General features: G+C 39.2%; 22 protein-coding genes. 7 read left to right on the forward strand and 15 right to left on the reverse strand.

Annotation, left to right across the window (positions count from 1 at the left end; all coding sequences use genetic code 11):
* Window positions 1-5: 5 nt before the first annotated feature.
* The 13 genes from AC13DA_RS01350 to AC13DA_RS01410 all read right to left on the reverse strand — a co-directional run bounded on the left by AC13DA_RS01350 (window position 6) and on the right by AC13DA_RS01410 (window position 8,659).
* Window positions 6-377 (reverse strand): TIGR03750 family conjugal transfer protein, encoded by a 372-nt coding sequence (locus AC13DA_RS01350; RefSeq protein ID WP_482945812.1) that lies wholly within the window; start codon window positions 375-377, stop codon window positions 6-8.
* Window positions 377-712, reverse strand: coding sequence for a TIGR03745 family integrating conjugative element membrane protein (locus tag AC13DA_RS01355; RefSeq protein WP_482945813.1), 336 nt, complete (start codon window positions 710-712; stop codon window positions 377-379). The genes AC13DA_RS01350 and AC13DA_RS01355 overlap by 1 nt, the downstream gene beginning before the upstream one ends.
* A gap of 12 nt (window positions 713-724) precedes the next feature.
* Window positions 725-967, reverse strand: a complete 243-nt coding sequence (locus AC13DA_RS01360) for a DUF3262 family protein (protein WP_482945814.1) — start codon at window positions 965-967, stop codon at window positions 725-727.
* Between the two features lie 3 nt (window positions 968-970).
* Window positions 971-1,261, reverse strand: a complete 291-nt coding sequence (locus AC13DA_RS01365) for an integrative conjugative element protein, RAQPRD family (RefSeq protein WP_482945815.1) — start codon at window positions 1,259-1,261, stop codon at window positions 971-973.
* 98 nt (window positions 1,262-1,359) lie between these two features.
* The gene (locus AC13DA_RS01370; protein ID WP_482945816.1) at window positions 1,360-2,055 is read right to left on the reverse strand and encodes a TIGR03747 family integrating conjugative element membrane protein; all 696 of its coding nucleotides are present in this window, start codon (window positions 2,053-2,055) and stop codon (window positions 1,360-1,362) included.
* Window positions 2,056-4,113 carry a type IV conjugative transfer system coupling protein TraD gene (traD, locus tag AC13DA_RS01375; RefSeq protein ID WP_482945817.1) on the reverse strand — a complete coding sequence of 686 codons (2,058 nt, stop codon included), beginning with the start codon at window positions 4,111-4,113 and terminating at the stop codon, window positions 2,056-2,058.
* On the reverse strand, window positions 4,110-4,592 hold the full coding sequence (locus AC13DA_RS01380) for an integrating conjugative element protein (protein WP_482945818.1): 483 nt from the start codon (window positions 4,590-4,592) through the stop codon (window positions 4,110-4,112). The genes traD and AC13DA_RS01380 overlap by 4 nt, the downstream gene beginning before the upstream one ends.
* Window positions 4,592-5,206, reverse strand: coding sequence for a transglycosylase SLT domain-containing protein (locus AC13DA_RS01385; RefSeq protein WP_482945829.1), 615 nt, complete (start codon window positions 5,204-5,206; stop codon window positions 4,592-4,594). Before AC13DA_RS01385 ends, AC13DA_RS01380 begins: the two co-directional genes overlap by 1 nt.
* Window positions 5,097-5,573 (reverse strand): hypothetical protein, encoded by a 477-nt coding sequence (locus AC13DA_RS01390; RefSeq protein WP_482945830.1) that lies wholly within the window; start codon window positions 5,571-5,573, stop codon window positions 5,097-5,099. The genes AC13DA_RS01385 and AC13DA_RS01390 overlap by 110 nt, the downstream gene beginning before the upstream one ends.
* Before the next feature lie 27 nt (window positions 5,574-5,600).
* The gene (locus AC13DA_RS01395; RefSeq protein WP_482945819.1) at window positions 5,601-6,377 is read right to left on the reverse strand and encodes a TIGR03759 family integrating conjugative element protein; all 777 of its coding nucleotides are present in this window, start codon (window positions 6,375-6,377) and stop codon (window positions 5,601-5,603) included.
* On the reverse strand, window positions 6,361-7,242 hold the full coding sequence (locus tag AC13DA_RS01400) for a hypothetical protein (protein ID WP_482945820.1): 882 nt from the start codon (window positions 7,240-7,242) through the stop codon (window positions 6,361-6,363). Before AC13DA_RS01400 ends, AC13DA_RS01395 begins: the two co-directional genes overlap by 17 nt.
* On the reverse strand, window positions 7,242-7,751 hold the full coding sequence (gene pilL2 / locus AC13DA_RS01405; RefSeq protein WP_482945821.1) for a PFGI-1 class ICE element type IV pilus protein PilL2: 510 nt from the start codon (window positions 7,749-7,751) through the stop codon (window positions 7,242-7,244). The genes AC13DA_RS01400 and pilL2 overlap by 1 nt, the downstream gene beginning before the upstream one ends.
* An 83-nt stretch (window positions 7,752-7,834) precedes the next feature.
* Window positions 7,835-8,659 (reverse strand): STY4526/YPO1902 family pathogenicity island replication protein, encoded by an 825-nt coding sequence (locus AC13DA_RS01410; RefSeq protein ID WP_482945822.1) that lies wholly within the window; start codon window positions 8,657-8,659, stop codon window positions 7,835-7,837.
* Between the two features lie 764 nt (window positions 8,660-9,423).
* Between AC13DA_RS01410 and AC13DA_RS01415 the strand changes: the two genes are divergently transcribed.
* Both AC13DA_RS01415 and AC13DA_RS01420 read left to right on the forward strand, forming a co-directional pair.
* The gene (locus tag AC13DA_RS01415; RefSeq protein ID WP_482945823.1) at window positions 9,424-10,119 is read left to right on the forward strand and encodes a ParA family protein; all 696 of its coding nucleotides are present in this window, start codon (window positions 9,424-9,426) and stop codon (window positions 10,117-10,119) included.
* Complete coding sequence (locus AC13DA_RS01420; protein WP_482945824.1) at window positions 10,112-10,468, forward strand: hypothetical protein; 357 nt, start codon at window positions 10,112-10,114, stop codon at window positions 10,466-10,468. Before AC13DA_RS01415 ends, AC13DA_RS01420 begins: the two co-directional genes overlap by 8 nt.
* Before the next feature lie 125 nt (window positions 10,469-10,593).
* Here AC13DA_RS01420 and AC13DA_RS01425 read toward each other — a convergent pair whose 3' ends face one another.
* Together AC13DA_RS01425 and AC13DA_RS01430 are read right to left on the reverse strand one after the other, a co-directional pair.
* Window positions 10,594-11,241, reverse strand: coding sequence for a nuclease-related domain-containing protein (locus AC13DA_RS01425; RefSeq protein ID WP_482945825.1), 648 nt, complete (start codon window positions 11,239-11,241; stop codon window positions 10,594-10,596).
* Window positions 11,242-11,629: 388 nt separating this feature from the next.
* A complete protein-coding gene (locus tag AC13DA_RS01430; RefSeq protein WP_482945826.1) occupies window positions 11,630-12,784 on the reverse strand; it encodes a tyrosine-type recombinase/integrase in 1,155 nt (384 codons plus the stop codon).
* Between the two features lie 948 nt (window positions 12,785-13,732).
* Between AC13DA_RS01430 and AC13DA_RS01435 the strand changes: the two genes are divergently transcribed.
* From AC13DA_RS01435 to AC13DA_RS01455, 5 genes are read left to right on the forward strand one after another with little or no spacing between them, the layout of a single operon-like run.
* Complete coding sequence (locus AC13DA_RS01435; protein WP_482945827.1) at window positions 13,733-15,022, forward strand: TolC family protein; 1,290 nt, start codon at window positions 13,733-13,735, stop codon at window positions 15,020-15,022.
* Window positions 15,023-15,042: 20 nt separating this feature from the next.
* On the forward strand, window positions 15,043-16,128 hold the full coding sequence (locus AC13DA_RS01440; RefSeq protein ID WP_482945828.1) for an efflux RND transporter periplasmic adaptor subunit: 1,086 nt from the start codon (window positions 15,043-15,045) through the stop codon (window positions 16,126-16,128).
* A gap of 14 nt (window positions 16,129-16,142) precedes the next feature.
* A complete protein-coding gene (locus tag AC13DA_RS01445; protein WP_474567599.1) occupies window positions 16,143-19,271 on the forward strand; it encodes an efflux RND transporter permease subunit in 3,129 nt (1,042 codons plus the stop codon).
* Window positions 19,268-19,729 (forward strand): GtrA family protein, encoded by a 462-nt coding sequence (locus AC13DA_RS01450; RefSeq protein ID WP_050797561.1) that lies wholly within the window; start codon window positions 19,268-19,270, stop codon window positions 19,727-19,729. Before AC13DA_RS01445 ends, AC13DA_RS01450 begins: the two co-directional genes overlap by 4 nt.
* The gene (locus tag AC13DA_RS01455) at window positions 19,716-20,717 is read left to right on the forward strand and encodes a glycosyltransferase family 2 protein (RefSeq protein ID WP_007146231.1); all 1,002 of its coding nucleotides are present in this window, start codon (window positions 19,716-19,718) and stop codon (window positions 20,715-20,717) included. Before AC13DA_RS01450 ends, AC13DA_RS01455 begins: the two co-directional genes overlap by 14 nt.
* Window positions 20,718-20,725: the final 8 nt, after the last annotated feature.

Below are 20,725 nucleotides of genomic sequence, written 5' to 3' on the forward strand. Positions count from 1 at the left end.
TGTACTTACTCGCCATCTTTTCGTCCAATTCCCCATGTACCTGAATATTGAATAACGCGATCACTTTTTGTGTTAGTTTTTACTCGAAGAAAAACATCTCGAAGCATCAAGTAGTGTTGATAGTAGTAATCAGGTCTTCCACGTTTGATTCTTTGAAACAATGAACCACTGACAAGGATAGTAAGTAATAGCATTAGCATTGCCGCACCCATCCCCATCATTGTTTTACCTAGAAGGGTTGCAATGAGAAGACATACTGGAACCCAGAAAAGCGCGCCGAACTTCAACACCATTCCCAGTTCAGAATTTGAAAGTCCTCGGAATATTGGTGGTTCATTGTTGAGCCGGTCAGCAAGAATTTCTTCTGAATCACTCATTAGAAGACACCTGCTGCTTGAGCAAGTAGATAAGATACAAATAGGAATACACCAGCACCTGCGATGACAGTGACACCTACTTCACCCCATTCTTTTCTTCCTGCACGAGCTTGATTGATATCTGCTAAAGCAATCCAACCAAGCCAAATAAAACCAACCACTGAGAGTGTTAGCCCTAGCAATATAGAGGCATCTTTTATGTACCCTTTGAGAAGCTCCAACCAGTTGCCATTAGCTGCTCCATTTGATGGGGGTACAGCTGTTGGAAGTACTGCATATGCATTTTGGCAAATTGAGAGATAGATAGCTGATGTTGAGATGAGCAACTTTTTCATTGATAGTCCTTTTTATGAGACGATGTATAAGATGATTGAAAGTAAGGTGACTGAGCGAACAGCACTCCAAATAACGTCATACAAACTGATGTTATTTTTTTTAGCTGCCCATTGTTCGTAGTAAGAAAGAGTTACCCAGGCGCTCCAGAGCATATATGCAACGACAATAAGACTAGCTATAACTAATGCCAGGCTATCCATCGATACACCTGTAGCGTTAAAAAAGCTTTGAGATTGCTTAGAATCAATTGCCATGGGTTAACGTCGATAGTCGCCAGAGAGTGGAGCGTAGTTTCTCGGCTCGATAGCTGGTCCATCAAGATGTTCCTGAATACCAAGCTTCATCATCATTAGGTCTTTACGAAGTAAGTTGTATTGGAAGCGAATACGACTATCAGGATTAGCTCGTCCCTGGGCTTCATCGACAAGTGAGCTTAGTCCATCAATTTCATGAATAAGCTTTGCTAGGCTTTCACGTTCAGCAAAATTGGTGGCACTTGCTATTGTTGAAAATGAAATCGTGAAAATAATTAAAAAGGGCTTGAGCATTTTGTTCATTTCTCACTACATAAACTTTGTGAGAGTGAAGTCTGCCCAAGCCCCTCATTTGAGACAATGAATAACCGGATATTGGTCTGAGCCGGTTATCAGAGATGTTTCTTAAATAGATAGGTAACCATAAATATTCCAATGCCGAATAATAAGGCAAATGGCAGGATTACAGCGTTTGGGTGTATAGATACAGGAAAGGCTAAATACACTACCCATGGTGCGATAAAAGAGACTGGTATCCAGCGTTTTGCGTGATGGTATAAGCCAGCATGTTCACGCCCAACAGACCATTTTCTGATGTCTCGTTGAACCAAGCCTTCCGTTGCTGCAACGATGGCAAATATAAAGAATGCGGGCAAGGCAAGAGTTAGTATGGCTAATCGTATGGCGAAAACTTGAGTTACATAAACTGCAGCCAAGACATGTTCGGCAGTCATTCGGACGATGCTTTCTGCTTTACTGTCTCGAAAAACACCAGCCAAAAGTTTCATGATTCCTGTTTTCTCATACATTAACTGATGCATAGCTAATGCAAAGTTTTCAGCATATTGAGCTGGTCGCTGTACGATCAGACTTTTCTGAAAGTCCTTATTCAAATAACCTAGTTCCGTTTTCACCATCTTACGGCTATGTTCAACACCTTCATCACTCCATTTCGTATTCATTCCAATCCATTCGGTGATTATTGACATAAGTAAAGCGAGTAAAAGCCAAATAGTTACTGTAACAATTCGTGATAGCCATCTAGCTATAAGGCCTTTTTGTGCACGCGGGCTGTTATCTTGTGCCATTTATTCTATCCACCATGTCTCGCCTGTTCGATAAGAAGCAGCCATATCATTAGCCATTTCGTTAAAATTTGATGTCATATAGAGATCATTTTTAGAATCAGCTAATGGCACACGAATTTTCCATAGTTGGCCTCCAGCAGTGAGGATGAATGCCTGCCCTTTTGGAAGGGCCATGATGGTAGCTGGCGATAGTAGTGGTGCTTCAGTAAATGTGATGCGATCTTGGGCGCTTGATGTAAAGTCAACTTCGCTATCGAGATCTACAGAGTCTGCTGATCCTGTTACTTCTGTTGCTGCAGCTACTTCAACCATAGGGAGTTGTTTCGTAAATAGTTCGGCAGTTGCTAGTTCTTTCACTCGGAAGATCATTACCGTGCCAAAGTTACCAAGTGCTTGACCTGCTTTAGCTTGGTCACCAAGCTTCACTATTACGTCAGACATGGTTTGTGTGTATGCAGTTATTTGCAGGCCGGCACCACCACCTTTGTTGAGCATTGGTAAGAATTCATCTCCCATTAATTCATTCACTTCATCTGCGTGAATGTTTATAGGTGTTTTACTACCCGATGATGTGTCTTGATTGTGATATCCAAGTTCAGTTCCATGCTTATATATTTCTCCTGCAGTTGAAACTAAGTCCGCGAACATCGTATTACCAACGGTGCCTGCAATAGCCATATCTTGTAATGCATCTAGTCCGATATATACGACTTTTTTTTGCCTTATGACTTGACCCCAACTAAATACTGGTCGATTGTCTTCAGAGTCGTTATATGCAGGTGAGATCAGTTCAGCAATACGTCCTGATATAAGTTTTTCAAGCAATGGCAAACCACTTGCCACAATCTTGTCGAAATATGTTTTGTCATATTCAAATGTAGAACGAAGGCCCATGGCCACTGCATCAAACATCTTTCTATCTTGAGCATACTTAATCATCGCGTTTGCTCGTTTGTTTTTTCCGCGTAAGCTCATTGGAAGCATCTTATCGTTCAGGTTTGATGCTATGTCATTTACATGCCTTGGCCAGTCAGGATCTGCCTCACTGTTTAACCATACCTCGTAATAATCTATTAACAAATCATCAATACTTTGAATGTGTTGAGCTAATTGTGCGTAATCTGGCCGTCTTCCTAATGCTACTAATGCTTGAGCAATAATATTGGTGAAACGCCAGAAGAACTCACGGAAGACGTTTGAGTTACCACCGCTGTCTAGTTGGTTTGCTGTCCTGGTTGCAACTTCAGTAACACGGCTAAAGTGGCCTATACCATTGTATCTAGCAGAGATGTCTGGAAAGCCTAGATGAAAGACAACCAAATCATCTTCCCGACCGGCTGCTTTACATTCAGCAATTACTCTCCTCATTAACTCCGCATCACCCTTTGGATCGAAGACAATAGTGATGTCACCCCGTCTAATATCTTGTGTGATCAGTACCTCTGCTGCCCGGGTCTTACCTACACGAGTTGTTCCAAGAACCAACGTATGTCCATTCCTCTCTGAAAGAAGAGAAACGACAGGTTCCTCCTCCCCTCCTACACCATGTATTTGTGGTTCCCCTCCTATAGGCGGTAATGGCCTGACGGGATTGTATTTAGATTCACTGTTAAGAATTTCTGCGAGTTTCGATAGATAGGGGCTTGATTCCCATTCACGCTCTTTCCTTCTAGCGAGTCGGTATAGTGGCCCTGGATTGATATATTTGCTCGCAGCTGGCTCTCGGGTATCTTTTAAGCGTTGTGCATGTTTTTGTCCCCATCTAAAACCAAGTCCATAAAACAAATATTTTTTACTCACTGGAATGTCATTTGGCGCCATCTTAAAAAGTGTTTGACGCCGGAGTCCTTTTTGATACTTATAAAGTCGAACAAAGTCTCTGAAATTACGGAACGCATTGTATGTCAGTACACCCCCTACTCCATAAGCAATGGATGGGGTCATCATTATTGACCAGGGGGCTACATAGGAAAGAACAGCACCAGTGGCAGATATGCCTGCAGACCATATCTCAACTTTTGGTCGAAGAAGAACTTCTAGTGTGTGTTTTTGTTTCATTGGGCAATCTGCGTTCGAGTGATAAGAATAGGGTAATGTTTAAGGTTCAGCTGTTTTGACAGTTCACTACCTGACGCGGGAGTAACTTGAAGACCTTCAGATGCATTAATCACATGTTTTAAATCCGAAGGTGAAGTTGAATTCACTATTAAGCCTACCGCTCCGACTTTAATAAGTGCCTGTCTGTGATTCGACACCCATTGGATTGATACTGCATCTGTTCCTATCAGGAATAATGGACTTGGAAGATAAGGGAGTGAAACATTACGCTTAACCACTTTTCCCACAGACATTTCAGGAGTTGTGGGTGTAACAAGACTAGTAATGCTTGGCTTAGGTTTCGTTGAGAGAGCTTTCTGATCAGAAGATAAATATTTATTTGCGTTAATGGTTCTTCCTGAATCAAATAATACTTTCGGTTCAGAGAGAACATTTGTTGAGCTTAACAATAGCAAAACAGCTAAATATAAAGCTCTCATTATTTTGTTGCCCTTATATAGCTAAGTACATTCTGCTGATAACGTTTTGCTCGTGCTGCTCGCTCAGGCGTATTACTTTTTGTGTGATATTCACCAGCACAATAAAACCAGTCTTGTTTTCGTTCGTAACACTCCCTTAATATCCTTGCTCCAATTTGGATATTGTACTCAGGTGATAATGCCATCCAGGGATCTTTTAGTTTGTCTTTGTGCCAATACCAATTTGTTTGCATTAGTCCTATATCTACTAATGTGATGTCATTTTTTAGTAACAGCATAATTGCGGCGTATGCTTTCTTTCTGGTTGGGAAGTAATAGCCTTTACCTCGAACATTGATTGTCCACGGCCAGACTTTTTTTATTTTTGGATTTGTACTTTCTGCACGAGATATTGCATAGAGTAGGTTAGCTGGAACACCCTCCCGCTTTGCTACCTTCGTATATAGAGCGGGAATGGTCTTATTTGAATAGCTTGTTGCGTGAGCTGGAGATACTAAACCAAGGCTAAAGGTTAGAATTATTGATATTACTAAGAATTTCGGGAATATCTTTGTTGAGGATATGCATATGAACCCAGATTCTATTTTTATATTCGTGTTGCATTGGTGATGCAATGATGAAGGCATCATCTTTAATACCAAGGAATATGCACTTGTCATGAAGACTTGCCACCAATATGGCGTGTTCAGATGTATGATCGGGATGTTTGGATTGCAGATACTTAAATATCTGTTGTTGAAAATATATTTTCTCGCCATCAGTTCTTTTGGCAAGAGTAGATAATTGAAACTTCCAGATAAAAAACTCACCTGAAAGCTGTTCGACTATTTTTCCCCAACTAAAACTATATGTTCCAATGTTTACAGCATTAACAATGCTTGTACCATTATTGATTTTTGTGTCTGTGGCATGTTTCTCGACTTCACCATCAAGAAATTTTTTAAAACTATTCAAATCAATAGGTGTCGTATTGGAAGTCATATTGGGTAATTTAATATAAGTCAAATATTATTCTACCCTTTTTACCCCTCCATTGTTATCCACTTTAAATGTTGCAGGTAATTGTCCTTCATCAAGTTGGTATTTCTTCATGAGGGATTGGCCATGATTAAGCGTTAGGCGTCGATTTTTAAGCAGCTCCATATCTACTCTGTTAGTTAATGCCCATTGACGAATAACACTGTTTTCTTTATCACTTGAGTCACTGAAATAGACATCTAAGTGAAGTGTTTTATCAACCAGCATCGATGTAAGTAATTGTTGAATTTTCTTTTCGCACAACTCACATCCTTCTATTTTTGTGACGATGAGCATTTTTCTTTGTGCTAGCCCTGAAGAAATATTTGTTGTCAGATTGTTGTCTATCTGACTACTCGTTTGTAGCTTGCTAATATCTATTAGTGGTTTATCTCCTTTATCTCGCCATGCTTGGTCATATGCACGCTGGAAAGCAAGGACACGTTGAGTATCTTCTTCCATCATATCCGCCCAAAGTCGTGCATACTTTCTACGTTCCATCTCGTTCTGAGCATGGATACCCAAAACTTCAATGGGTGAAATCGTGTCTGGGCTTATGCTACCTCTAATGCCTTTCATCAGCTCCTCATAGCGTGCGTACTCAGCTGCTGATATTCCCCACTTTAGATGCTTTTGCTCACTTTGAGTTATCGTGCTTTCTGTATTTTTTGTACTTACTTCTTTGCTAGATATAGTATCAGCAGCAAAAGTAGTATTAGTTGCCAAAAAAAATACTAGAGCTAAATGTTTGTTAAATGCTGAGTTCAAAACTCTCCCCTTCTTGGTTTCTAACCATGATTCTTTCTTTGCTCACGCTAACTACTTTCCACTCTCCAATCATTTCATTAGTGGCTAGCAGGTGTATCTGGTTTTTATATTCAACCTGGGCGAAAAGCTCACCCCCCCATACGTCGATACCTAATAGTTTTAGTTGATCGATTCTGCTTCTTGTTTTAGGTTGATTTTTTTGAATGGATTCGGGTTGGTTTTTGTTACGATCTGATTGGCTAACTTGAGTCTGTTTATTTGACTTTAGGGTTGCAGCCTTCAACGTTGCAAGTTCATTTTTTAGCGTTCCTAATGAACCTATTAAAGAATTTAATTTATTTATGCTTTTTTCATGCAGCTCTAACCCGCTTTCAATGACTGTGATTTTATCTGCATCTCTATTTTCTATTTCTTTGAGCCTATTGGATAAGAGGTCTACCTCTTCATTAATATCTGATATTTGAATTGAATAACCTTCATCATTCTTAGTTATATTTTTCCTATCAGCAGAAATAATTGTTATTTCGTTTTCAGGCTCTTCACTTACTAAACTGTCTAACTGTCCACTCTCTATATCTTCATATCCATTAGATACAAACTCATCATTCGAAACTTTCAAAATGTCATTTTCATGACTTTCAGTACTCTCCGATGAAAGGCCATTTATTACTTCATCGTTTAAGTTTAAACCTGGTTCAACATCATAATCTTTGCTTGTTTCAAGATATAACGCAGCCGTACCAAGTAGACCAACGAGGATTACTAAACCAACTAATTTTAGCCATACCGGAGGGTTTTTCTTTTTACCAATATCTTTCGGTATCTCTCCATCAAAAACATCATGGTTTTTTGCTTTATCCGTCATTATTTGAACTCTTCTACTGTGTCGAAAGCGATTAATCTATGTACCGGATCGACCTTCATCCAGTAGGCCTTACCTACTAGTACCATTAGTGCATCTTTGAGCATTACTGGCCCTATTCTTCTGTGTATTTCTGGTAAAGGTTTACTTAGGAGTTGTTTTACGTGTTGACCCTGAATTTCAGGTAAAGCCAATGTATATCCACTTCTCAGTAGTAAGAAGTCTATTGCTTGACCAACTGTTTTTTCTTGGACTGGTATTTCAGTATCGACGACAACTTCGAGCAAGTTCTCCTGTTGTCTTGTATTTACTGCATCAGCACTTGAGTATCTGCCCACCCGTATTTGAGTTTCTTTAGGAGGCTCATAGTTGTATCGTTCGATAAAAATATCAGGTACTACAACCTGCGCATCAGATTTCTCAACAGGTTGTGTTTGTTGTTGAAAACTAGGAAGTGTTATACAGCCAGTGATGATTACTGGCAGTACTGCAATGAGTAGTTTTGTACGCAAGATGTATCTCCATCAAATTTGCGTACATCTTCGTTTTCACTGCTAATAAAGGCAATGAATAACCGGATATTGGTCCAAGCCGGTTATGAAACTAAACTTTTATACTTTTCGTCTGATTCTTTTTTCAACCATTCAGACAGTGTTGGCCATAGATGTCGTAAACCAATACTATTTAGTCTTTGGCTCACCACTATACAACGTTCTAACGGTGATTTACCAGTAGCATCAATCCATGAATTCCAAGCAATAATCTCTTCTTCTTCCGTAAGTCTTCTTGGTGGTCCCCCTAGTGTTTTCGGAGCATTTAATGATTTCCTCATTTCTTGAAATAATGCTCTACTCATACCTGTAAGTGTGTGAACCATTGGCCAGGATGCATCTTTTACGATTAGTTGATTTATAGCTTCTTCTTCTCGACGTGACTCTTGAATAAATTCTAATGCCATTGCTAATTTAATTTCATTAGCTGTAATGTCATAAAAGACGATTCCCGTTCGAGCTATTGCTAATGTATTTTGAATGCTCATTTTTGAGAGCTGTGTAATTGTCTTGTTCGAGATTTTAAACAACTGATTAAGTGTTTTACTCTCGGTCTCATGTGCAGCTAATGTAGAAAGATTTCTTAGTAGTTTATGAGTGATATCTATATTCTGGATATCTCCATGTATACGAATACCTTGCTTTCCTTGATTGATTGCTTTTTCTAACAAGATTTCATCGATTGAAATATCGACCAGGTTATAAATTCTAGAAAGCTTAAATAAATCGCTATGAGGGAGACCAGATATCGTTTTTACCTGTGAAGGTGTGAATCCTAATTCAGTAATTCTCTCTTGATCAACTGTTAAAGACGCATCCATTAGCTTAATTAAAAAACTATACGTCATATCCGTGTATAGGCTTTGCACTGCCCTACTCCTCAACTAATTTTTACCTTTTTACTTATATCCTTGGATCTAAGCTGCATTTTCACGCCTTCATTTAACAAATATATGTTTCATTTTTCAATCACAAATATTTCACAAATACTTCTTTTGTGACGAGGTTCTCATATAGTCCTTTCATATTTTCTTCAGACATATATAAGTATCTCTATGTGACTTATCTTCTTATGTTTTTCTATTTTAAATAGCTGTATTAGTTTTATCTGCGCACTTCTTTACAAGCAGGTCGGGAATGCATCCCCTATTGCTGTGGGACTATTTCCTCTCTCTTTGCTTTTCCTTTAATTATATCTATATAGTTAATAATTAGATAGCTATCAGATATCATCTAACTAACTAACAGATAGCTATCCAGATAGTAGAAGGATATCTGCAAGATATCTGAAGGATATTACAAAGATATCTAGTAGATATTTACAATAACCTATGCCGTTTTTATATAGCAATCAAAATGGATATCTATTAATAATAAAAGTGGGCCAGGAAATCTGAGTGAGATATTTATTCACTTCAAACTAATTAGATATTAAATAGATATTAAGATGGTATCAGATAGCTATCTGATAGCTATCGTAAAACTAACAAGCTGATATCGGAACGATATCTGATAGCTATCTATATAAGTGTGGAATTGTAGGTGGATATGAACTAGAATGATTTAAATGGATAGTATTCCGCTATCTAGATAGCTATCTGATAATGATGAAATAGAAGTGAGGATTATGCTTATGCCAACAATAGTAATGGCAAGTTCAAAAGGTGGAGCAGGTAAAACAACTGCAGCGATTACACTAGCTTCTGAATTAGCACGGCAGGGGCAAGACAAAGAAGTTGATATAGCATTGGTTGATGCTGACCCAAATAAGCATAGTGCTAAGTGGGCGAAGAAAACAGGATGTCCTGAAAACTTAAATCTTTATGAATCAGATGAGGCAAGTATTATAGATGACATCGAAAAAGCAGAAGAAGACAATGCATTTGTAATAGTAGATCTTGAAGGAACAGCGAGTATCGCAGTAGCCAACGCTGTAAGTAGAGCAGACTTAGTGATAATTCCATGTCAGGGATCACAAGACGATGCAGATGAAGCTGTGAAAACAATTAAGTTATTACGGCAACAAAGTAAGGCTTTTAGAAGAAAGATTGCTTATTCTGTCTTATTTACAAGAACAAGTGCTGCTATTGTACCTAGAACACTGAAGTATATTGTTAGCCAGTTTAAAGATGCCGGTGTCGATGTATTTAATGTTTCACTTATTGAGAAAGATGCTTATAAAGCAGTGCGTTCGTATGGTGGAATTGTTAATAACCTAGATCCAAAGGAAGTATCAGGAATTGAGGTTACAGCATCAAATGCAAAAGCTTATGCTGAAGAAGTAAAACGCAAGCTAAAAGAAATATTATCAGGAGATAATGATGGCTGAGAGAGCTGGATTAGATTTAGATGACCTTGATGATGAGCTTGATATAGCAGCCTTCGCAGGAACAAAACAAAGCAAACCTAAGGTAAATGAAAAAGAGCTGAGCAAAGTATCGGAAGAGGCCGGGTTTGTTAGTCGACAGCCTAAGAAGAGAAGGCGAAGAGGTGGAAGAACTCTTTATACACAACAAAAGAATTTTAAAATGAGGCCTGATATGCCTGACCTTATTGCTGATGTTGCAGATGAGTTGGGCATAAAGGATTATGAATTGCTTGAACTGGCTCTTGAAGCCTTGCTTACGAAAAAGAAAATGAAGGAAGAGTTAGACAGATATAGAGAAATAACATCCTAATCAGATTCCCTTGATAGAGGGGAGGGCGACACAATAGAGTATGTAGGTGAACATAAGTGAGTACATACTAACAATAAGCGTGTATTGCTAGAAACATATAATGGGAAGTTATTAAAGGCTGCATGTTATGCAGCCTTTTTATTATGTTTAGAATTTAGATAAGCGATATGTCTTTTATCTGTCTCTGGTGTCTCAGATAAACGGTGTACTTGTAACTTGCCTGCAAGAGTATAAACATCATTTATTGAAAGAACATCAGTGGAGAAGGACTCGATATATGCCTTGAGCTCATTGCAATTGAGAACACCTGGAGGCCGCTCCGACTTGAAATCGGCATTACCACTAAAAGAAACTACATTATGCATGAGATGTGTTGGGTAACCTGTGACTGATTCAATCGCTTTCATGTGACTGTAATTTTGTAAAAGTGGGTTTTGAAATGAATGTTTATCAAAATGGGTATATTGATACCACACATTAGAATCCACACTCGCCACAATGGAACCACGATAATATTTTGTCTCAATAACAAACAAACCACGAGTAGTAATTAGAACATGGTCAATTTGACTTGTACCATTTTGATTGTCTTTATCAATTATTGGAAGAGTCAGGTTTGAGAGGAGGGCATAGCATTTATCGGACAATGAAAGTTGGAGCACGTCATTAACAATCTGCTCACCAATATGAACAGCATATTTATTCATTTGATATTTCTTAGTCAAATAAACACCGACAACTAATCCTACAAATAAGAAAGATATATAATCCATTAAACGACCTTTTTGATTTCTTATACACCAGTAATATCATGAAATATGATTGATGCAAGTAATTGCAGTAATAAATTAAGAAACCGCTTTGCGTCGATATGAAACAACGTTTAGTGCTGAAGCTGATGCAGTTGATGTGGCATTGTGAGGTATCATTCGGATTCTACCACCATGATTAAATTGACCTGATTCAATCATCTTTCGAAGATTTTCTTCATTTGTAGGTTGAAAACTATCGTTGCCATTTAGTGTGAAAACATACATTCCAGTCATAGGACCTCTTTGGTATTTATAAGGATGGCAAATGGCACCCTTTGAATTTTTTCCGATGACATCTAGTAAAATTTCGATCATATTGAAGTAATTAGAATAGGTGATACATAGGAGTTTATATTACCTGATTTCGTTTGTGCAGCTGAGCCATTGCACCTTTCTTTGTTTCAGCATGACGAGAATAGCGAGCCGGCATGACGGCAGATTTCCAACCACCTTCATTCATTAGCTGAACCGTCGATGCACCATTTAATGCAAGCGCCTGTGCTGCAGCTACTCTTGTAGAATGTGCAGATATCTCAGTTGGTTCAATTTGTTTTTGAGACAATAATTTATTTTTAGGATCTTCTGAATAGAAACTGGCCAATCTTCTACCAAGACGTTTAAAAATAACACCCACCCGGTCTTTATGCATAGCTTCTAACTGTGTATTGTTTTTAGAAACAGAACGAAATAGCCGACCAGAGGTTATATTACTTTCCTGCAAGTATTCTTTTAATAATGTGACAGTTGTAGGGCTAAGATACCGGGTTTGTCCTTTTCCCTCCTGATCTGTTTTTGACCAGTGAAGCTCGACAACACCATCAAGACTTATAGGATCAAATACTAGATCTTCAATGTTCACTCTTACTAATTCTGAACATCTCATCATGGTGTCAAAAGCAAATGAGAGTAGTGTGATTTCTAGCTTATCTCTAAGAGAACCATCATGAAGTGAAATAACATCTTCAATAAGATGCAAATTAAATGGTTGTGCTTGTTTTTGTGAGTTATCACGATATAAGGCTCTGACTTTTTGAAGTGCAGCCTTAACTCTTCTGACAGATGCAGGGTTCACAAATCCTGAACTAAGTTGGTAGTTGTTGGTAATGTCCATGATCGCATCCAGGTACAATTTGTTTTTATATGAAAGTGAAGCAAGATATCTTTCTATTGTACTTAGAGCTTTAAGTCGATGTTTTATAGTTTTATCAACCAATTCACCATTTATATTTTTAGTAGAAATAGTCTCTGTTATCTCAACAGACATATCATTTAAGAATCTCTCGATATGCTCTGGCGAAGATGGAATAGCTTTGAAATTTGATCCGTAAACATTTTTTCCCCATGCAGTATAGACGGCCAGGTCTGCATCACGAGCCCGTTTACTGTTTGCCGGCACACCTTGTTCGAAGTTTTCCATAACATCTTCTATAAGGTCTCTAAATTCAACTGGTGGTTGATTGACATCAAAAACTGGAATAGGGGCGTTGGAGATTTCTTCTTTCATCTGCAGTAATACCTGGCATCTGCCATTTAATTTCTAAACCTTACTTCAGAATTTAAAATCTGAGTAGTTGTGTGAGGGATAACCGGTCAGATTTTAAATTTCGAACATCAGAGTTTTATTGGCCACAAAAATCACATTAATTTTGATTATACGTAGATTTTTAAAATTATCCACCTGATAAGTGTAATTATCAGGTTGGTATTGGCTGATGGCGCGTAAAAGGGGAACATTTCAGTTAAAATTAAGAGAAGGAAAGATTGAAATAGAACTATGACAGTAAGTCTAACCAATTACTTGAACTCTAGAATACCTATACGAAATTTTATGAAATTATCATCAGTTCATTTTTTATATTGAGTTTGAAAAAATTTAACTGTGCAACGATGGCAAAGAAATTGATTAGTATTTATTACTGATTGAGAGGCTGGCTTGTTCAAAAGCCATTTTTTTCTTGAATTTTGTATTAATTTCTAAATGAGTGTGTTAGTATTAAAATAATAATCAATAGTCCGATTGAACGAATCTGCATTTTTAAAATACTTTATGAAATTTAGAAGTCTTCTATGCTTGCTCATATTCACGATTGCTATGCAGTCGGGCATAGTATTGGCTGAAATTCATAATATCATTCCTGATAGCAGCCCAGAACATACGCACACCCATCAAGATACAGATGCATCATCTGATGCTCTTTCTGATACACAACAAGCTTCTTTTGATGATTGCAGTGGATGTTGCCATAATCATTGCTCACATTTCATCGCGCTGAGTTTTGTGAATGAAAGCTCTATAAATGCTCTCTCAAATCCATCCCCTTCTTGGGAAAATGCTCCTTCCATAACCAGCTCCCCTAGATCACAGTACAGACCGCCTAAATCCTGAACAGATTCCATTCCTCACAATCACTGTGTGATTGTGTGATTATTTATCTGTTACAGGACCATTATCATGTCTATTCAAAAAGGACTTGGTCATGCAATTTCTACGCATGTTCCAAAACTATCCTTGGTTTTACTTGTGGGCCAATTATTCTTTGCTCCTCATGTTTTTGCCAAAACATTATTACTTGACCAAGCTGTCAGTAACACGCTCAAAAATAACCCATCCTTGAGGGTCTTCCCATTACGTCAACAAGGTTTAGTCGGTGAGAAAAAAACTGCCTCTCTGAACCCGGCTATGAATGTTGGTGCAGAAATTGAGAACTTTTCCGGCACTGGCGAGCTAAGTGGCATAAAAGGCTTAGAAACAACGGTATCTCTCTCCTCTGTTCTAGAACTCGGAGGGAAGCGAGCAGCCCGAATGTCACTGGTAGATGAAAAGGCCAACAATGTCGACATTGAAAGTGAAATTGAGTCTCTTGATTTGATTGGTGAGGTAACTCGCCGTTTCACCGAAGTGCTTAATGTCCAGGCTCGTTTGGATCTAGCTATAGAATCCTTGAACTTAGCTAATGAAGCTCTTGAAGAAGTCACTAAACGTGTGAATGCCGCTATAGCTCCAGCTGCAGATATGGGCAGGGCAAAAGCAGCTGTTCAACAAGCTGAGCTAAATATTTCATCAATCAAACAACAACTAAGCGCTTCTAGAATGGCATTAGCCAATTTATGGGGTAGCCTTCAACCAGAATTTTCCGACGTAGCAGGCTCACTATATACGTTCAAACAAGCTAAGCCGTTTGAGCAGTTATTTGAGCTTGTAAAGCAAAATCCATCTATTCGCTTTTATGCAGCTGAATCACGTATTCGTGATGCTGAAATTAGGTTGGCAAAGACGCAAAGTGTCGCTGATCTCAGTTGGTCGGTCGGCATTCGAAGAAATGAAGAGATTAATCAATCGGCATTAGTTGCTGGGTTCTCTATGCCATTATTCAGCGGAAAGAGAGCACAGGGCCAAATTGAATCAGCTCTTGCTGCAAAAAATGAAGTCATTTTCAGAGAAGAAAGTACCTTGCTTTCTTTACATACGCAGCTCTTCAAAGCCTACACCGGGCGCGAGCAATCAATAGTGGCTGTAAACCAACTCAAGAGCGAAATCATCCCTAACTTAAGATTGAGTCTTGAGCAAACACAAACTGCATACCGTCGAGGACTATATAGCTACCTAGATCTTCTCAGTGCTCGGCGCGAACTTCTTCAAGCAAAGCAAGCATTGATTGATTCTGCAACAGCAGCGGTTCGATATGGAATTGAAGTCGAGCAACTAACAGCTGTCCCACTAACAGCAGAAGCCAGTCTTTAGATAAGAGCATAGGAAATACAATGAATACAAAAACTTACAGTTTGTCGAAATTATCTGCAGTTGTGTTATTTGCCTTAGGTCTAATAGTTACGAATCAAAATAGCCTGATGGCAGCTGAGTCACATCAACAAGAAGACAATCACTCACATAATGAGGCAGGACAAAAAGCTCCTTCAGCACATGCCAAAGATGGGGATGATTCAGTCACTGAAGGGCATGATTCAGAGACTGAAGCGCATGATTCAGAGACTGAAGGGCATGGCTCAGAAGAAAACGAACATGATCATGAAGGAGAAAAAAAAGAAGCAGTAAATATGGACAGTGAAATGGCTAGAGCTAACTCCATAGAAACTCAACAAGTTGGACCAGGGACGATTAGTCAAACTACCCGTATCTATGGAACAGCTAAAATTTCTCCCGACGCAGTAAGTCATGTGACTGCTCAATTTCCTGGAAGAGTTACTTCCGTAAAAGTTTCTTATGGGGAGTATGTTAAGAAAGGACAAGTCTTAGCTACCATCGAATCTAACTCTAGCTTGCAATCATACTCTGTCAGGGCACCAATATCTGGCACTATTACTGCCAAGCATGCCTCATCTGGTGAAATAGCTAATACAGAAACACTATTCACTATTACAGATAGCCAATCTCTCTGGGCGGAACTAAAAGTATTTCCATCACAATCTAGTTTAATTAAACCTGATCAGGAAGTTATCTTAAGTTATGGTGACGAAACCTTTATTTCTAATATCCATCAACTCATACCCAATGCAGTAAACGAGCCCTATATTCTGGCGCGAGTCCCTATCAAGACTAAATCAACACAGTTATTTCCAGGAATGCTTCTTCGTGGTGATGTAGTTGTAAATCAAAAGCAAGCTGCATTACGTATCCCGAACACTGCACTTCAAGAATATGAAGGCAAAAACGTAGTGTTTATCAAGGATGCCGAATCGTTTGTACCCAGACCAGTGGAGCTTGGCGTCAACGATTACTCACATGTGGAAGTTTTAACTGGACTAAACCTCGGTGATGTAATTGTTGTTGCCAATAGTTACTTACTAAAAGCTGACCTTGAAAAGTCAGGTGCAGCACACAGTCACTGAGCCCGGAGTATTTAATGATTGATTCAATATTGCAATTTTCGATTGCGAGACGAGGCCTTGTCTTGTCTCTGATTTTTTTGATTTTAGGTATGGGGATTTGGAGTTACCAAAAACTTCCAATAGACGCTGTTCCTGACATCACTAACGTTCAAGTACAAATTAATACAAAAGCACCGGGTTACTCCCCTTTAGAAGCAGAACAGCGGATAACCTACCCGATTGAGAGAGCGTTGTCCTCTCTGCCGAAATTGGATTACACACGGTCAATATCTGCTTATGGCCTTTCTCAGATAACCGTTGTGTTCGAAGAGGGAACAGATCTCTACTTTGCGAGAGATCGGATCAATAACATTCTTGTATCCGTCAAAAGTGATCTGCCAGATGGTCTGGAACCAGAAATGGGACCGATTGCTTCAGGATTAGGGGAAATATTTCAATATACCGTGTCAGCATTGCCAACAGCCTTGCAAGAAAACGGTCAGGAATATGATGAAATGGCCCTGAGAGAAATACAAGATTGGATTATTTCCCCCAGACTTGAACTCGTGCCAGGAATAACTGAAGTCAATACGATGGGGGGGTATGAAAAACAATATCATGTCCAACCATTCCCCGAAAAAATGCTGACCTACAAAATCAGTATGGCTGACATACAGCAAGCTCTAGCTGCCAATAATAACAATCGTGGTGCTGGATACATTGAACGTAATGGTCAACAACTTCTGGTTCGCTCTCCTGGCCAACTGAAGTCTATAGAAGATATTCAGAATGTTGTAATTAAAACGTATCAGAACTCACCTGTAACCATATCTGCTGTAGCTGATGTTGATCTTGGGAAAACATTAAGAACTGGTGCGGCTACTCGAGATGGTAAAGAGACTGTTTTAGCCACAGCAATGATGCTGATTGGTGAAAACTCTCGAGAAGTAGCTGATAGTGTTGCCAGAGAACTGAAAGAAATACAAAAGTCTCTTCCAGAAGGCGTTATTGCTGAACCAGTATATGAAAGAACAATCCTTGTAGATAAAGCAATTGCAACCGTTCAAAAGAATCTAGTGGAGGGTGCACTATTAGTTATCGTTATCTTGTTCTTGCTGTTAGGCAATATTCGAGCAGCATTGATCACTGCTGCTGTTATTCCTATCACAATGTTAGCAACTATAAGTGGAATGGTTGAATTAGGAATCTCCGCCAATCTGATGAGCCTTGGAGCACTTGATTTCGGATTGATTGTCGATGGCGCAGTGATAATCGTCGAAAATGCTGTCAGAAGATTAGCCATTGCACAACATGATAACAACGGCTTATTACCTCTTAAAGAGAGGCTTCAAGTAGTCTTCGAGTCTACGAATGAAGTTATCAGACCAAGCTTGTTTGGTGTGATGATCATCACTGTGGTCTATATCCCTCTTTTCACTTTAAGTGGTGTTGAAGGAAAAATGTTCCAACCCATGGCAGCAACAGTAGTAATAGCTCTACTTGCTGCAATGCTCTTTACACTGACAATTGTACCAGCTGCTGTAGCCATGTTCATGCAAGGGAGGGTCACAGAAAAAGAGAGTCCATTTATTGTTGCTGTGAAGTTTGCATACAAACCGCTACTTTTGTTCAGCATTAAATTTCGCTGGTTCATTGTACTAGCCAGTATGGCATTGATGGCGCTTGCTATTCAGACTGCTAGCAAAATGGGTACGGAATTTATTCCTCAACTCGATGAAGGCGACATTGCCCTGCATGCGCTTCGTATAACAGGAACAAGTTTGAAGCAATCAATCGAAATGCAGGAGTTGTTGGAGAATAAATTAAAGTCATTTCCTCAAGTTGATAAAGTATTTGCCAAGATAGGCACACCAGAAGTAGCAACAGATCCGATGCCACCCAATGTGGCAGACAACTTTGTCATGCTTAAACCTCGCAGCGAGTGGCCAAATCCAGACCTGAGTAAGGAAGACCTTGTTAAACAAATGGAGTCTGCAGTCGAATCATTGCCAGGTAACAATTATGAGTTTACACAACCAATAGAAATGCGCTTTAACGAGTTAATTTCAGGGGTGCGGGCTGATTTAGCAATCAAAGTGTTTGGTGATGATTTGGATACGATTCGCCAAACAGCAGAGAATGTCCTACAAGTCGTACAATCGATTGATGGCAGTGCAGATGCTCGAGTCGAGCAGGTAAGTGGACTACCTCTACTTTCTGTAGAACCAAAACGAACGGAACTCGCTAGGTATGGATTGTCTGTTGACTCGATTCAAGATCTACTGGCATCTGCAATTGGTGGTACAGATGTCGGCTTGATATATGAGGGAGACCGACGCTTCAATCTAGTTGTTCGCTTGCCCGAGTCTATTCGATCTGATATTGCAATGCTTGGTTCTTTACCTGTAACACTTGATAGTGGCGAGTATGTGCCTCTTTCAGAGGTGGCAACTATCAAAATCACTGATGTTCCAGCTCAAATATCTCGTGAAAGTGGAAAGCGACGCGTCGTAGTTTCATCGAATGTTCGAGGTAGAGACTTAGGTGGCTTTGTAAGTGAGGTTCAGGCTGAGGTAACAGAAAAAGTCAAACTTCCGAGCGGATATTGGATTGAATACGGTGGAACGTATGAGCAATTGCAATCGGCTAGCCAACGGCTCTCAATTGTAGTTCCAATCACTTTGTTACTGATTTTTGGTTTGCTAGTAACGGTGTTCAGTTCGTTCAAAGATGCTGCAATTATTTTCACCGGCGTTCCTTTAGCCCTAACCGGCGGAGTTTGCGCGCTCTACTTACGTGATATGCCATTGTCGATTTCTGCTGGCGTAGGATTTATCGCTCTTTCTGGTGTGGCTGTTTTGAATGGGCTAGTAATGCTGTCATTTATTAGAGATTACTGGCGCCAGAACGGAAATTTAAACGAGGCTATCATTGAGGGTGCTATGACACGCCTTCGCCCAGTTCTAATGACTGCTCTAGTTGCGAGTTTAGGATTTGTTCCCATGGCTCTAAATGTTGGAACCGGTGCAGAAGTTCAAAGGCCACTCGCAACAGTTGTTATTGGTGGAATTATCTCTTCCACCATACTCACTCTGCTAGTACTGCCAGCTCTATATCGGATCATTCATGGACGTGACTCCAAACCATCGGAAGTTATGGCATGAATTTGAGAAAGTTATCAGTCATCCACACGACACCATCTTCAATGGTCTGCGTTGACCAAAGAAAAATTCCAAACGAAGATGAAAATTATTTCAGCAATTTCAAGCGGTTTCTCCTTTCAGGAGGAACCGCAACCATGGCTCATTGGATAAGTATGTATATATTTATTCAACTAGGGGCGAATGCATTAATTGCTACTTTTTTTGGATATTTAATCGGGTTACTTACTAATTACTTTTTCCAGTATCACTTTGTATTCAAATCCTCTGCACCACATTATTTTTTATTCCCTCGCTACTTAGCAGGTGCGGTACTTGGTGGAGTCACAAACTATGGTGTTTTTAAAGCATTACTTGAATACGGTAACGAGACTCTGTTTGCACAAGTTATAGCTACAGCAAGTGTCACATTCGTGAATTACTTAATCTGTAGAAGGTATGTTTTCAATGAAAAAGACTAAACCATGTATCAATGACGCAAGGAGTCATTTAATAACTATTTTGATTCCTGTATTCAATGAAGAGGCCGTACTCTCCAAATTGTTGCAGACGCTCGACCAAGTTACGGGCTCTATGCCATATAAGTTCGAATTCTTATTTGTTGATGATGGCAGCAGAGACAATACTGTAAATAAATTAAGGTTTGCAAAAAATAGATTCAAGCAAATTCGTATTTTAAGCTTATCTCGTAACTTCGGAAAAGAAGCGGCTGTTACAGCTGGGTTACAATATGCAAAAGGGGATGCTGTAATCTTAATTGATGCTGATTTACAAGATCCCCCGCACTGTATCCCAGAAATGGTTTCCGCTTGGAAACAAGGAGCAGACGTTGTTTTGATGAAGAGACGATCACGTCATGGGGATGGTTGGGCTAAAAGAACTTATGCATATTTATTTTATCGATTTATAAGCTACATCAGCGATATTCCTATACCTACAGACACTGGCGACTTTAGGCTCATGAGTCGTCAAGTGGTTGATGCAGTAAACCAGCTTCCCGAGAGAAATAGGTATATGAAAGGAATTTTTGCATGGGTGGGGATGGATACTAAAATAATAGAGTTTGACCGTGAGCAGCGTGCAGCTGGAATTACTAAATGGAATTATCTTAAATTATTTACACTTGCTCTGGATGGAATAACTTCATTTTCTTACAAGCCACTTCGTATCTCATTTTTTTTGGGTATTGCTCTCTTAGCCACATCAATTCTATCTATGTTCGTCAGTAATATAGGCACCACATCTACTCATGAAGTGATTGATTATAATCTACTATTTTGTCTGATTACATTCTTCTTTGGATTACAGTTTTTATGTTTAGGTGTTCTCGGTGAGTATATTGGGAAGATTTACACAGAAAGTAAACAACGTCCCCTCTTCATAGTTTCTGAATTTATCGAGTCGCACGATGATAATTCAAGATCTAAGCAGAGAATTATTAACTTATGAACATTAGT

Source organism: Methylophaga sp. F-2, from assembly GCF_056859315.1.